Origin of the sequence: Chlamydia poikilotherma (genome assembly GCF_900239975.1) — a bacterium.
Lineage (GTDB): Bacteria > Chlamydiota > Chlamydiia > Chlamydiales > Chlamydiaceae > Chlamydia > Chlamydia poikilotherma.
On record NZ_LS992154.1, the window covers coordinates 1,115,559 to 1,129,050 of the forward strand.

Consider the following 13,492-nt stretch of genomic DNA (forward strand, 5'->3'; position numbering starts at 1 on the left):
ATGAAAAAGATGCTTCCTTATATTCTCTTTGCAACTTTCCTCCACGGAGTCTGTATTGTTCTCCTTGCATACTCTCCAGTGCAAAAAAAACAACCTAAGCTCCTACCTTTTAAAGAAAAGCTCGTTATTTTGAATGAGTCTCTTTCCATTACAAAAACATGCACAACAGCAACACCTCCGTCACAGCAAGTAGTCAAAATAGAAAAAAAACAACCTAGTGCTCAGAAACAACCTCAAAAACATCCCCCTAAAATTCCTGCTGACAAGAAAAAAATCGATAACGTTAAACCTGTGGAAAAAGAAAAATCCGTATTAAAATCACAGGCAGAAGATAAAACTTCTGTAAAGAAAAAAGCCGACAAAAACACCAAACTCAAAACTATTGCTGATCTTGCAAAAACACTTTCAAAACACCTCGATGATAGTGATGCACGGCTTGCAGATATTTCTCTCCCCATAAGCAGGGAACTCGCCATACACTCATCTTTAGCAGCAACTCAAGAAGAAGAATTGTGCCAACTACTTCGTGAATATATTGTTTTACCTTTTTCTGGAGAAGTTCGAGTAAAACTTGTATTAACACCTCAAGGGAACCTCCAGGAATGTGTTTTGTTATCCGAAATTAGCGAGGCTGAAAAACAACTCGTTCTTATGCGAATTCATGAAATTCCTTTTAAAAAATTCCTAGACAAATACAAAATCTCGAAAAATATCACTTTTCATATTAAACTCCTGAGTAGTGAGTCTTAACACAGTAGGGGCTGTCGGAATGTTACGAAGTATATTTGTCAGTGCCTTCCTTATTTTTGGGATAGTTTCCCTCTATGCTAAAGATTTAGAAGTTACCGTACGTTCTGAAATCTCCCTATTACCAATTCACGTAGAATTGAAGATAGGCCCTAATGACGCAAAACAACAAAAATATCTACGCACATTATGCCATACCTTTATTAACGATTTAGCTCTTGGAGATCGTCTCCAACCCTCCCTTATCAAATCCGAAATTCCTTCTACTCCTTTTAGTATTGCCATTGTTTCTCGTTATCCCGAGATCATATTTACTATAGCTAGAGGTTCTCACAACCATCAGCCATTTCATTCGTTAATACTTACAGAAAACAATGCTAGTAACCGTCAAAAAATACACGAAGCAGCGGATAAGATTCATTATGCTCTCACTAGCGTTCCTGGAATAAGCTCAGGGAAAATTGTTTTCTCATTAAGTAAAAATTCACAAGATTGTGAATTAAAACAGGGAGAAATTTGGTCTGTAGACTATGATGGAGGGAACCTATGTGCTCTTACGCAAGAAAATTCTTTATCCATTACTCCCAATTGGATGAACATAGGAAGCGCTAACCCCTATCTTTATGTCTCTTATAAATTCGGCATTCCTAAAATTTTCCTAGGTTCTTTAGAGAACACCACAGGTAAAAAGGTTCTCAATTTACAAGGGAATCAGTTTATGCCTACATTTTCTCCGAGGAAGAAACTCTTAGCTTTTATCTCAGATACTTACGGGAATCCTGATCTGTTTCTGCAAAGTTTCTCTTTATCAAGGGGGGCTATGGGAAAACCACGAAGAGTATTGAATGAAACTTTCGGGACTCAAGGAAACCCTTCTTTCAGCCCCGATGGTTCTAAGTTAGTCTTCGTTTCTAATAAAGATGGTAGACCTCGCTTATACATTATCCAAATAGATCCAGAAATTCAAACTCCACGTCTACTCACGAAAAAATATAGAAATAGCAGTTGCCCTTCATGGTCTCCAGATGGTAAAAAAATAGCCTTTTGCTCTGTAATTAAGGGAGTTCGTCAAATTTGTCTGTACGATCTTTCTACTGGGAGAGATTATCAGCTGACAACAACTCCTATAGATAAGGAGGGACCTTCATGGGCTATTGATAGTCATCATCTTGTTTATAGTGCAGGAAATTCAGGAGAGTCAGAACTTTATTTATTAAGTCTGATTACCCAAAAAACTAAGAAAATTGTTATAGGATTGGGGGAAAAACGTTTTCCTTCCTGGGGAGGATTCCCTAATAACCAATAAAGAGAATCTTATGAAAAAGAAATATTTAAGCGTTCTGAGTTGTTTACTACTTGCGCTTTTCGCTTTACCTTCTTGCTCTTATCCTTGTGGTGATTGGGATACCGTTTGCGAAGATTGTCAGCATCCAAAAAGAAGAAAACAAAATTTCGCTTTTGTTCCCCTTTATACTAATGATGAAATGAATCAAAATTTCTCAGATGCCTATGATTCTAAGGAAGAGCAATTATATAAAACGAGTAGTCAATCGGTTTCTCTCAGAAATATTACTTTCGCTACTGATAGCTACACAATAAAAGGCGAAGAAAATTTAGCTATTTTATCTAGTCTTGTTCGTCAAATGCAAAAGTCCCCAAGAACAACATTGTATATAGAAGGTCATACTGACGAGCGTGGCGCCGCAGCATATAACCTAGCTTTAGGAGCACGACGCGCTAATGCTGTTAAACAATATCTAATTAAACAGGGAATTTCTGCAGAGCGGTTATTTACTATATCTTACGGAAAAGAGCAGCCTATAAACTCCAGTCATAACGAGCTTGCTTGGCAACAAAATCGTCGTACAGAATTTAAAGTCCATGCACGTTAATTACAAATTCTTGTTCTATTGTGGATTTTGGCTTTCTTTGGGGATTATGCTCCCTATAGATGCTGCGGGTAAAACCCCATCTATACAAACTGTGCTTGCAGAAGTTGAAGATGCTTCTGCAAAGTTATTATGTCATGAAGCCGAAATACAGATGTTAGCAGATCGTATAGATGAACAAGATGGTAAAATCCAAAGACTGTCTTCTGCAAAACCAGAATCTCTTACGAAACAAATCCAGCAATTAGAAATTGAACAAAAAACCCTAGCGAAAACTGTTGCTGTCCTTACAGCTTCTGTAAAGGATATCCAAGCTACCCTAAATAATAAACTTCAAGAAATACAAAAAGACCATAAAACTCTCTCTCAAGATATTCGTCTTTTACGTCGTTCTCTTCTAGCTCTTGTTGATGGCTCTTCTCCTGAAACTTACAGCGATCTTTCTGATGAGGCACCTGCACATATCCATATTGTGAGACCTGGTGAAACCCTAGGTAAAATCGCTGCGAAATATAAAATTCCCGTATCAGAATTAAAAAAACTTAATAAATTAAATTCTGATGTTATTTATGCTAATCAAAAGCTTTGTTTGCCAGAGAATAAGAAATAATCATCAGTTTTTTCATAACTAATATTTACTTCTAACTATAGATAATAAACAAAGTCTTTTGTAGGATCGGAAATAAAGTCCGATTTATCCATAATTCAATGAAACTGACAATTGCTTTATTTGGTGAAGCAGAAAAAGGAAGCTACGACACTGCTTACCTATGTCGCAGCACAGCAGATCTTTACGATCATCTTGGCGGAGGATCTGCAACAACTAGGTCAGGAATAGCCTTAGCCATACAAGCTTTGATGTACAACTACAATGTGCTTTATTTCAGAGTGAAAGAAGAAGGGTATTGCGTGGATAGTTACTTTTTCGGCCTACACTTCTTAAATACTCAGACTAATTTAAAAAATATTATCGCCATGGGTCTTCCCGGTGTTGGAGACCAACATATTGTAGAAGCCTCTAAATCTCTCTGTCGAAAATACAAGAGCTTTCTTTTGTTTTTCGAACAAGATCTCTATGATTTATTAACTTTTAATAAAGTTTTCTAATCAATGGTTCCGAAGTACTCTTTTAAGCCTTCTTCATTAGGAGCCATAGCTTTCTCTCCTTGATGCCAATTTGCAGGGCATACGAGTCCATGATTTTCAAAGAAAATCAAAGCATCTAACACACGGAGCTCTTCATCTATAGAACGACCTAAAGGAAGATCATTGATTACCATATGTCTGATTATACCATCCTTATCGATCAAGAAAGATCCACGGAATGATAATCCTGATTGAGAGTCCAGTACACCATAGAGTTTAGAAAGTTCATAAGTTGTATCAGAAACTAGAGGATAGGTAACACCTTTAACTCCACCAGATCTTTTATCAGTATCTAACCAACGTTTGTGAGTATCGAGATCATCAACGGAGCAACCAATGATTTGTGCACCACGATTTTCAAATTCTTCTAAAGAATCTTGGAAAGCATGAAGCTCTGTAGGACACACATAAGTGAAGTCTTTAGGATAAAAGAAAAGAATAACGTATTTACCACGATAATCTTTCAAAGAAACATTTTTTACTTCGCCGTCAACGACTGCTTGTAGAGAAAAATCTGGGGCAGTCTTCCCAATAAATAGCGATCCCATTACCACCCTATTTTTTATGATTATGCATCGCACCAGAGAGGACTTGAACCTCTGACCACCTGGTTCGTAGCCAGGTACTCTATCCACTGAGCTACTGGTGCACAGCTCTTTCGATAAAAAGTGTAGTCAAGTTAGACCAAATGATCAAGTCTTTCTCCTTATCTTTGAAAAAAAGATCATTCTAAACCAAAAAGATATTACTACATGAGGGGGTGTATAAAATTTATTTACTTATGAATCCTTTGAAAATTAGGTTTCCGGAAAAGATGGGTTTTGCATTTCTTCCGAAGAGTCTGCAATAAAAAACGAACTAGTCAAAAGTAAACAAGAGATAGAAATAGAATATTTCAAAGCAAATTTAATTACTGTGAAAGGATCAAACACTCCTGAAGTAATTAAATTTTCAAAAGCATCATTAATGCAATTATATCCAAAGTAAGGGTCTGGATGCGCTAAAACAGTATCTACTACATATTCTGGAACTTTCCCGCAATTCGTAGCCAAGACTCTAAGAGGAACTTCTGCGGATTGCAACATGCACTTACACCCAAACATTACCCCCTTGGACAATTGCTCAGGGATTTTCACAATAGATGCTGCGCGGGCTAAGGCTGAACCTCCTCCAGGAAGACAACCTTCTTTAAAAGCAGCTTTTATACATTTTAAAGCATTCTCTAAGCGAATTTTCTTTTCTTTGAATTCGTTTTCTGTCGTAGCTTCTAAATATATCTGAGCTACTCCACCAACAAATCTGGCTAAACGCTTTTCTAAATCCTGAGTATCCATTTCAGATTTACTATGCACGATAGCCTGTCGCAAATATTCAATACGTTGTTCTATTCTTTCTTGGTTTCCTTTCCCTTCAAAAAAAACAGTTGTATTTTGTTTAACAACGATTTTCCCTACCCGACCTAAAATATCTAAACTACTCTTATCTAAAGAAATTCCCAATAAATCTCCTACAAGAGTAGCGCCTGTCAAAATGGCAATATCTTCTAAAATCTCTCTACGCTGTTGACCATATCCCGGAGCTTTTATTGCACATACAGGAAGGTTCCCTTTCAGTTTATTAACAATTAAAATAGAGAGAAGCTGAGGATCAAAATCTTCAGCGATGATAATTAAAGGATCACAACTTGTTTGAAAGGTCTGTTCTAAAAAATGAATAAACGATTGATTTAAAGAAGATAATGTCTGGTTACACAATAAGATAGACGCATTTTCATAGACGACTTCCATCGTCTCGGGATGCGTTATAAAATATGAAGATAAATATCCCGAGTTTAACCCTACATGTGTCGTAGCTTGTAAAGTAGTCTCTGTTCCTTCTTTTACTACAAAAACTCCCTCAATTCCTACCCGAGCTATAGCATCGGAAAGGATTTTTCCAATGGATGAATCATAATTGGCTGAGTTTGTAGCTATATGAAATATATCTTCTGTTTCATTGATTTTAACTGCGAGCTTAGTAAGCTCACTATTTAACATTTCTCCGGCAAGTTGAATTCCTTGTTTGATTTCTAAAGGATCTAATCCAACGGCAATACCTTTGAGTCCCGAAGAAAATAACGCATCTGTGATTACGATAGCCGTAGTAGATCCGTCCCCTATCTGAGCTTCCGTTTGTAGTGCAGCTTCCCTAGCAAGTTTTAGACCAGTATTTTCAAAAGCATCAGATAAATTGATCTCTTTAGCTATTGAAGCCCCGTGTTTTGTGACGTAAGGAGGGAAAAGATCCTTTTTGATAACAACATGGGACCCTTGAGGTCCTAAGGTTGTGGTGACGGCCTTAGCTAAAGCACGCACGCCTCGATTTAACGCGCTAAGCCCTTCTAATCGATTCTTGAATATTTTAGACACGTTTTTTCTATGTCTCCCCTAGATTCCAGGGATAAGGCGACCCCATAAGGTCGCTTATAGAAACAACAAAAATTCCTGTCAAACAGAGGAATCCCTAGAGGAAATTACTTTTAATCACCATAGTCAGCTATTAAGAAAGGCTTACGTATATTTTCAAACTTTGTTCTGCCTTCAATACATAATTTTTTTAACGGCCAAATAATATAACGCTCGTTTTGGCAAATATATAAAAACTTTTCTTCTCCTAGACAACGATGAATAGACGTTCTTCGCAAAGGAATTTTTTCCAAAGCTTTAAAAGCATTCTCCACTTGTTTAGGATAAAGAGTCTTTAGCGTTCCTAAAATTGTACACTGCGTTTCCATGGGAAGAAATTCTTCAGGCTTTTCTAACATAAGTAAAACTCCCGAACAAAATTCCATCTTATATTTACCAAAAAAAGGTTCGTAACAAAAAGGATAGAACATTACTCCTGGTAACCGTGCTTCATTTAACTTCTTCGCAACAAGATTACCGTCCATCCAGGGAGCTCCTATTACTCTAAAAGGAAGAGTGTAACCTATACCAATACTTGATATAGATAAAGCTCCTATAATCCCTGTTGCTGCATAAAAAAAAGTCGTTTGTGCATCAGGAATTTGTGGGCTGGTAGGAATCCAACTTAATCCAGTTTGAGAGAATATCATCGAACGTTTCCATCCCTGCATGGGGACGACAGATACCTGAGCATAAGGCGCATACTTGGCTTTATAAAATAACGCGAGTTCCCCGGGAGTCATTCCGTAGCAATAAGGAATTTCTGGAGCATAATCTGATTGAGACGTAGGCATGGGACCATCGATTACCTTACCTCCCATGGGATTTGGACGATCTAAGATGATCAAAGTCTTTTTATACTTTTGTGCAGCACAAACTAAATGAAGTAATGAAGACACGAAAGTATAGGAACGCACTCCAATATCTTGTACATCGTAGATTAAAACATCACTACCCTGCACAGCACATTCGGGAATGTCTTTAATACCATAGAGAGACACTATACGCACTCCTTGAACTCCTGGAGCAGTTCCTGGAGTTTCTGCAGGTGCAGTACCATAATAGCCGTGTTCTAATGTGCAAAGGATATTCAAGGAGCATAGATCTTTATGCTCTTGAAAAACAGATAAGGCGTCCTTTCCTTCATTATTAATAGCAGCATTATGAGAAACTAATGTTACTTTCTTACCACGAATCCAAGAAATATAAGATTCATCGTTGAAAATACGATCTAACCCCACAGAAACTTGAGAAAATCCTAAGTAAGGAAATAAACATAATAAAATTAAAAACGAGCATATCACTCTCATAACACCTATCTGCCTATAAAAAATAACATTCTGATAGTTTGTATGTTGGTTAAGTACTGCTAGCAAAAAAGATATCTTTGTGCAACCGTGCTAATAGTTGTGTAGGTGCGTCTATTTCGATTATTTTGTAATATAATCGCGGAAGACACTACAATCGACAAAATTGCTAGTGTGATTTCAAACGAGACAAAAACTTTTAGTTATTTGCTCTTTCCCTTTTGCTAAGGAGAGACCCATGAAGATAGTAATTGCTAGCTCCCACGGTTATAAAATACGAGAAACCAAGACTTTTTTAAAACAATTAGGAAGTTTCGATATTTTCTCATTAACAGATTTCCCTAACTATCACTCTCCTAAAGAAATAGGTTGCCTTCCCGAAGAAAATGCTCTAGCAAAAGGTCTTCATGCAGCAAAAGAGCTGAATTCTTGGGTTATTGCGGATGATACTATGCTCATGGTGCCTGCATTAAATGGTCTTCCTGGCAAACTATCAGCCATTTTTGCTGGAGAAGATGCGTGTGATAAAGATCACAGGAAAAAACTTCTACAAAAGATGCAATCTTTAGAAAGTATTGTAGACCGCTCTGCATATTTTGAATGTTGTATTGTTCTTGCTTCTCCTGAAGGGAAATTCTTTAAAGCTCGAGGAATTTGCGAAGGTTATATTAGTAATCAAGAAAAAGGTTCTTCGGGGTTTGGCTATGATCCATTATTTTTAAAATATGATTATAAACAAACATTTGCTGAACTCTCTGAAGATGTAAAAAATCAGGTCTCACATAGAGCTAAGGCTTTACAAAAGCTAACTCCTTATTTGCAAGACCTGTTGGAGAAACATCTAATCTTTAGGAATTAGCGTTTCTAATGAATGTTTTAAACAGCCGCGAATTTCACGCATTTCTGCAAGTATAGCTTCTGCTCTTAAGAAATCTGCCTCTAAACTTGCTGTAGCGGGCATGCCTTCTTTACCTTGAAGTTTCTGCGTCGCTATGGGCATCTCTAAACTAACTGTAGATTTCGCTGTAAGTCGGTGTGTCTTGTTAAAAAAAACTGTTTGAATACCTTCATTCATGGGAGCTTCCAATTAATCATGGGCTTATTCAGCTTTTTAAGCAGGTAGTTAATTTTTGAAAAGTGCGAACAGCCAAAAAAACCTCTATGTGCCGCTAAAGGAGAAGGATGCGGAGCTGCTAAAATAGCGTGTTTATGCGTGGAATGGAAAAGTAAATCACATTTCTTTCTTGCAGCATTCCCCCATAATACAAAAATGACATGGGAACGGTTTTCTATAAGCTTAGCAACGATAGTATCGGTAAATTGTTCCCATCCCCGACCAGCATGAGAAAAAGGAGCTCCCCCACGTACAGTTAATACAGTATTTAATAATAGAACTCCTTGATCGGCCCAAGATTGCAAACATCCTGTGGTATTTTCTATTCCCAAGTCAGTCTGTAATTCGCGAAAGATATTAATAAGAGATGGGGGCAAACGAACGCCTTTCGGAACGCTAAAGCTTAATCCATGAGCTTGCCCTTCTCCAGGATAAGGATCTTGTCCAAGAATAACAACACGTACAGAATCAAAAGGTGTGCTTTTTAATGCAGTAAAGATATTGTCTTTTGCGGGGTAAATGATTGTCTGAGAATACTCAGATTGTAAAAATTCCCTAAGCTTACACATATAGGGCTGGGACCATTCAGTTTTAAGCTGCTCTTGCCAAGACAAAGGAAGCTGGTCTATAGTAAAGGCATTTTGCATAAACCACCCACTTTTATTATTTGAAAATAGAAATATATTAACCTTCTTAGATTATTTTAGCTTCAGTGATCCTGATTTTTTCAGCCAGAAGCTATAAGTTAGGACACCACTATGCTCACTTCAGAATTAAACGAAGCACAAATTGCAGCTGTCACCTCACCATTAAGTCCTATTTTGGTTCTTGCTGGAGCTGGAGCTGGGAAAACTCGCGTGGTAACATGCCGTATTCTCCATTTAATCAATGAAGGTATTGCTCCTAAAGAAATCCTAGCTGTTACTTTCACCAATAAAGCAGCAAAAGAACTTAAAGAACGTATTTTGCATCAATGCCCTCAAGCTCATGGTGCGGATATTCCTATGGTATGTACATTCCATAGCCTAGGAGTCTTTATCCTACGCCGGTCCATACAAGCTTTAAACAGAGAAAATAATTTTATTATCTATGATCAAAGTGACACGGACAAGCTTCTTAAGCAATGTTTGCAAAAATTTAATTTAAAGAAAACTCTGAGTAATTCGATACAATATCACATATCCCAAGCAAAAAATCGTCTATTGTATCCTGAAGATTTAGATCCTGAAGAATATATTGATCCGGTGGTTTCTATTTATAAAGAATACCAGCAACGTCTAAATGAAACTAATGCTTTGGACTTTGATGATCTTTTATTTCTTACTGTAAAGCTATTTAAGGAATTCCCTGAAATCAGAAAAGAATATAGCGAACTATGGAAAGCTCTTCTTATTGATGAGTATCAAGATACCAACCACGCACAATATATGATGGCTCAGACTATCGCAGGGAAACATCAAAATATATTTGCTGTAGGAGATCCTGATCAATCTATCTACTCTTGGCGCGGAGCGAATATCCATAATATTTTAAACTTTGAAAAAGATTATCCCAGAGCTCTTGTCCTACGTTTAGAAGACAATTACCGTAGTTATGGGAATATTCTTAATGCTGCTAACGCTTTAATTCAAAATAACGCCTCGAGACTAAAGAAAGACTTACGAAGCGTAAAGGGTCCTGGAGAAAAAATTCGTGTATTTCTAGGAAAAACAGACAAGGAAGAAGCGGAATTTGTAGCAGATGAAATCAATCGTCTCCATAGAAGAGCGAATATTCCTCTACGTGATATTTGTATTTTTTATAGAACAAACTTCCAATCTCGCACCTTCGAAGATGCTTTATTACGTAGACGTATTCCCTATGAAATTCTTGGAGGGCTATCTTTCTACAAACGCAAAGAAATTCAAGATATCTTAGCTTTTCTAAGAATGTTCACTGCCAAATGCGATGTTGTTGCCTTTGACAGAATAGTAAATCTTCCCAAACGCGGTTTAGGGCCTTCTACGATTTCTTCTTTAATAGACTACGCTCTCACCAATAATCTACCCATGTTAGAAGCATGTAAAAATGCTTTAGAAAGTCAAGCCGTAAAGTTATCTAAGAAACAACAAGAAGGTCTAAGAAGTTATCTAAGTATTTTCCAACAACTCGAACATGCTTATGAAACCCTCACTCTTAATGAGTTTGTTGTCGCTACCATACGAATTACAGGATACCTTCAAGTATTAAAGGAAGATCCTGATACTTTCGAAGATAGAAAAAGCAACCTTGATGAACTTGCTTCAAAAACTTTTGAGTGGGAACAGCAAAATACAGAGGGCACCCTAGAAAGCTTCTTAGATGATTTAGCTTTAAAAAGTTCTACAGACGAAACAGAACTTATTACAGATCGTGTCAATCTTATGACAATTCATAATGGCAAGGGATTAGAGTTTCGCATAGCCTTTGTTGTAGGCTTAGAGGAAAATCTCTTCCCCCACGCAAACTCTAAAGGAAATTATGAAAATCTTGAAGAAGAACGGCGGCTATGCTACGTAGGAATCACTAGAGCCCAAGATCTCCTTTATTTAACCGCAGCACAAACTCGTTTTCTTTGGGGCACAGTTCGTGTCATGAAACCGAGTCGATTTCTTAAGGAAATCCCTAGAGATTACTTGATTCAAGTACATTAGGTATGTTTCAGCAACATCAAAAGCTTTCTCAAAACTACCTTCCCTCGCTGCGTATGCAGCAGGGATTGCAGATGTTGCAATCTTCAATCACCGAACTTTCTTCTTATGTACTTCAACAAATCATCCATAATCCATTCTTCGACATCTCCTCTTTAGAAGATGAGGAGTGGTCTGTATGTTCTTCTCTACCTTCTATAGACGCTGCATATTCTCGTCCCGAATCTTTATTTTCTCATCTTCTCACACAAGTACAGCAGACGTTTGATAGTTCTGAGGAATTACTCATTGCTCAGCATATTATAGGCAATCTATCAGACCAGGGTTTATTCCTTTCTTCTCCTGAGGAGCTATCATTACAGTTAGAAATTCCTTTAGAAATTATTCATACTGTTTGGAAAACAATTCAGTTATTTCATCCTTTAGGTATCGCCTCCCCCTCCTTACAAGACTATTGGCTATTACATTTAGAAAGTTCTTCTCATGATCTTGCTTACAAAATCATCAAAGAACACTACTCTCTTTTGATTAACTGTGACTTTCTACGTATAGCAAAAAAATGTCGATGCTCTCCTTTAGATATAAGAAATGCTCTAAAATTAGCTTTAGCAAAAATTCCTTGGTGTCCTGCCGAAGGTTATGCATCTTTATCTAATATACAACCCGCGCTTCCTGATGTTTACGTCACTAAAAAACATCAGATTTGGGAAATTCAAGTTAGTTCTCGAGGTTTACCTCCTATAAAACTTAACAGTGAAGTTTTTCATATTTATGAACAGCTTCCTAAAGAAGAGAAAAAGAATCTCACACAGCAAATTCTTTCTGCTAAATGGCTTATTAAAAATTTAAGAAAACGAGAACAAACTTTATTTGCTATTGTAGAAAAGATCCTCCCTCATCAAGAAAGCTTCCTTCTTGGTAAGACGTCTTCCCCTAAAGCTTTATCTGTAAAAAACTTATCTGAAGAACTCTCTTTTCATGAATCAACAATATTTCGTGCTATAGAAAATAAGACATTGGCAGCACCTATCGGAATTATCCCTATGAAACAGCTGTTTCCACGTGCTGCGAGCAATAATACCTCTCAATCTAAAGAAACGATCTTACAGTGGATTCATCAATGGATAGCTTCAGAAACAATACCCTTATCTGATGCTGATATTAGCCAACGAATTTCTCAACAGGGAATTCAATGTGCTCGCCGTACAGTAGCTAAATACCGCTCACAATTAAAGATTCTTCCTGCGCATAAAAGAAAATCGTATTCTGAAATGTAAAGCAGTTTTACATCTTAGAAGTTAAGTAAAGTAAGCAATATAGATTTGCTGCCATCGAACACTTTCTAATTTTTGCTCTCTAGCATATTTTTCAAGAATTGGAATCGGTTGCGTTGCAAACATGCGAATTTCTGCATCTGTAAGTCTTAGCATTACCCATAAAGGAGGAATACCAAGCATCCTACGAATCTTCTTCATAGCACGACGAAAATAACTCTGTACAATCAATAGCCTCGCTCCAAAATACGCAGGAGTCGCAAGAACACAAGCAAGACCAGCCAAAGGAGACCACAAGCTTAATCCTAGACCGGACAGCACGAAAAAGAATAGACAATAACTCTCTCCTGGAGAGCGAAATAAAGGTCCTAAAAACCGTCTCCAAACCTTTGATGAGGTTTGATAAGCCAAAGCTTCTTCAAACATAGGCTCGTAGAACTTCATACGTGCAGCATGGACAGCCTCATGAGCAAGGATCTCTTCCTTAGAATACATATAAAACCAACGCGCCGCCTTACGTAAGTGTTTGCGCAACTGTATGATCACTTGATTATTTGCTATCCAGGTGCATCCTGCTTCCCAAACATCCATACCTTCATTAGAATAGATCACTTCTAAATGTGTAGGGTTAATATCGAATATTTCTTGTAATCTTGAGGGGAAAGCTGTGGGGTGATCAGGGGCATTATCGATAATGTCTTGGGCCCGATATAGAAAGGGAGGCTTTAACTCTTCAGGGCCAGCTATGATCCCTTGCTTATTCAAATCAAGCAGATCATCTTCTAAAGATTTTGGAGGAATTAAACACTCAAACTTTTCCACGTTTTAGTTCCATTTTTCTAAGACACTAACTGTTCTTCAGAAATACTACTTACCCATCGTTATAATCAAAAATGCAGTTA

The 13,492-nt window shown here is 37.3% G+C and carries 14 protein-coding genes and 1 tRNA gene; 8 read left to right on the forward strand and 7 right to left on the reverse strand.

Annotation, left to right across the window (positions count from 1 at the left end; translation table 11 throughout):
* The 5 genes from C10C_RS04945 to C10C_RS04965 all read left to right on the forward strand — a co-directional run bounded on the left by C10C_RS04945 (position 1) and on the right by C10C_RS04965 (position 3,743).
* Entirely contained in the window at positions 1–750 is a 750-nt protein-coding gene (locus C10C_RS04945) for an inclusion-associated protein (protein WP_117274709.1), read from the forward strand.
* Positions 751–769: 19 nt separating this feature from the next.
* Complete coding sequence (gene tolB, locus C10C_RS04950; protein ID WP_117274710.1) at positions 770–2,053, forward strand: Tol-Pal system protein TolB; 1,284 nt, start codon at positions 770–772, stop codon at positions 2,051–2,053.
* Between the two features lie 10 nt (positions 2,054–2,063).
* Positions 2,064–2,639 (forward strand): OmpA family protein, encoded by a 576-nt coding sequence (locus tag C10C_RS04955; RefSeq protein WP_117274711.1) that lies wholly within the window; start codon positions 2,064–2,066, stop codon positions 2,637–2,639.
* Positions 2,629–3,246, forward strand: a complete 618-nt coding sequence (locus tag C10C_RS04960) for a LysM peptidoglycan-binding domain-containing protein (protein ID WP_117274712.1) — start codon at positions 2,629–2,631, stop codon at positions 3,244–3,246. Before C10C_RS04955 ends, C10C_RS04960 begins: the two co-directional genes overlap by 11 nt.
* 98 nt (positions 3,247–3,344) lie before the next feature.
* The gene (locus tag C10C_RS04965) at positions 3,345–3,743 is read left to right on the forward strand and encodes a hypothetical protein (protein ID WP_117274713.1); all 399 of its coding nucleotides are present in this window, start codon (positions 3,345–3,347) and stop codon (positions 3,741–3,743) included.
* Here the strand turns inward: C10C_RS04965 and C10C_RS04970 are convergent.
* The 4 genes from C10C_RS04970 to C10C_RS04985 form a co-directional block, all read right to left on the reverse strand.
* Positions 3,740–4,330 carry a peroxiredoxin gene (locus tag C10C_RS04970; protein ID WP_117274714.1) on the reverse strand — a complete coding sequence of 197 codons (591 nt, stop codon included), beginning with the start codon at positions 4,328–4,330 and terminating at the stop codon, positions 3,740–3,742. The genes C10C_RS04965 and C10C_RS04970 overlap by 4 nt on opposite strands.
* A 28-nt stretch (positions 4,331–4,358) precedes the next feature.
* Positions 4,359–4,431 (reverse strand) — tRNA-Arg (locus tag C10C_RS04975).
* A 148-nt stretch (positions 4,432–4,579) separates the two neighbouring features.
* Complete coding sequence (gene groEL / locus C10C_RS04980) at positions 4,580–6,190, reverse strand: molecular chaperone GroEL (protein WP_117274715.1); 1,611 nt, start codon at positions 6,188–6,190, stop codon at positions 4,580–4,582.
* Between the two features lie 110 nt (positions 6,191–6,300).
* Positions 6,301–7,536, reverse strand: coding sequence for a DUF1343 domain-containing protein (locus C10C_RS04985; protein ID WP_117274716.1), 1,236 nt, complete (start codon positions 7,534–7,536; stop codon positions 6,301–6,303).
* Positions 7,537–7,771: 235 nt separating this feature from the next.
* Between C10C_RS04985 and rdgB the strand changes: the two genes are divergently transcribed.
* Positions 7,772–8,392: an RdgB/HAM1 family non-canonical purine NTP pyrophosphatase gene (gene rdgB, locus C10C_RS04990; protein WP_117274717.1), complete on the forward strand. Its 621-nt coding sequence runs from the start codon at positions 7,772–7,774 to the stop codon at positions 8,390–8,392.
* On the opposite strand, the gene C10C_RS04995 is transcribed toward rdgB, so the two are convergent.
* Together C10C_RS04995 and ung are read right to left on the reverse strand one after the other, a co-directional pair.
* Positions 8,375–8,608, reverse strand: a complete 234-nt coding sequence (locus C10C_RS04995) for a hypothetical protein (protein WP_117274718.1) — start codon at positions 8,606–8,608, stop codon at positions 8,375–8,377. The two genes, rdgB and C10C_RS04995, sit on opposite strands and share 18 nt — an antisense overlap.
* Entirely contained in the window at positions 8,605–9,294 is a 690-nt protein-coding gene (gene ung, locus C10C_RS05000; protein WP_117274719.1) for a uracil-DNA glycosylase, read from the reverse strand. The genes C10C_RS04995 and ung overlap by 4 nt, the downstream gene beginning before the upstream one ends.
* A 111-nt stretch (positions 9,295–9,405) precedes the next feature.
* On the opposite strand from ung, the gene C10C_RS05005 reads away from it, so the two are divergent.
* On the forward strand, positions 9,406–11,319 hold the full coding sequence (locus C10C_RS05005) for an ATP-dependent helicase (RefSeq protein ID WP_117274720.1): 1,914 nt from the start codon (positions 9,406–9,408) through the stop codon (positions 11,317–11,319).
* Positions 11,320–11,321: 2 nt separating this feature from the next.
* A complete protein-coding gene (gene rpoN / locus C10C_RS05010) occupies positions 11,322–12,593 on the forward strand; it encodes an RNA polymerase factor sigma-54 (protein ID WP_117274721.1) in 1,272 nt (423 codons plus the stop codon).
* Between the two features lie 21 nt (positions 12,594–12,614).
* Here the strand turns inward: rpoN and C10C_RS05015 are convergent, their stop codons facing one another.
* Complete coding sequence (locus C10C_RS05015; protein ID WP_117274722.1) at positions 12,615–13,412, reverse strand: hypothetical protein; 798 nt, start codon at positions 13,410–13,412, stop codon at positions 12,615–12,617.
* Positions 13,413–13,492: the final 80 nt, after the last annotated feature.

Coding starts and splice junctions, on each gene's coding strand:
- C10C_RS04945 (WP_117274709.1), top strand. CDS start 1: ATGAAAAAGATGCTTCCTTATATTCTCTTTGCAACTTTCCTCCACGGA.
- tolB (WP_117274710.1), top strand. CDS start 770: ATGTTACGAAGTATATTTGTCAGTGCCTTCCTTATTTTTGGGATAGTT.
- C10C_RS04955 (WP_117274711.1), top strand. CDS start 2,064: ATGAAAAAGAAATATTTAAGCGTTCTGAGTTGTTTACTACTTGCGCTT.
- C10C_RS04960 (WP_117274712.1), top strand. CDS start 2,629: ATGCACGTTAATTACAAATTCTTGTTCTATTGTGGATTTTGGCTTTCT.
- C10C_RS04965 (WP_117274713.1), top strand. CDS start 3,345: ATGAAACTGACAATTGCTTTATTTGGTGAAGCAGAAAAAGGAAGCTAC.
- C10C_RS04970 (WP_117274714.1), bottom strand. CDS start 4,330: ATGGGATCGCTATTTATTGGGAAGACTGCCCCAGATTTTTCTCTACAA.
- C10C_RS04985 (WP_117274716.1), bottom strand. CDS start 7,536: ATGAGAGTGATATGCTCGTTTTTAATTTTATTATGTTTATTTCCTTAC.
- rdgB (WP_117274717.1), top strand. CDS start 7,772: ATGAAGATAGTAATTGCTAGCTCCCACGGTTATAAAATACGAGAAACC.
- C10C_RS04995 (WP_117274718.1), bottom strand. CDS start 8,608: ATGAATGAAGGTATTCAAACAGTTTTTTTTAACAAGACACACCGACTT.
- ung (WP_117274719.1), bottom strand. CDS start 9,294: ATGCAAAATGCCTTTACTATAGACCAGCTTCCTTTGTCTTGGCAAGAG.
- C10C_RS05005 (WP_117274720.1), top strand. CDS start 9,406: ATGCTCACTTCAGAATTAAACGAAGCACAAATTGCAGCTGTCACCTCA.
- rpoN (WP_117274721.1), top strand. CDS start 11,322: ATGTTTCAGCAACATCAAAAGCTTTCTCAAAACTACCTTCCCTCGCTG.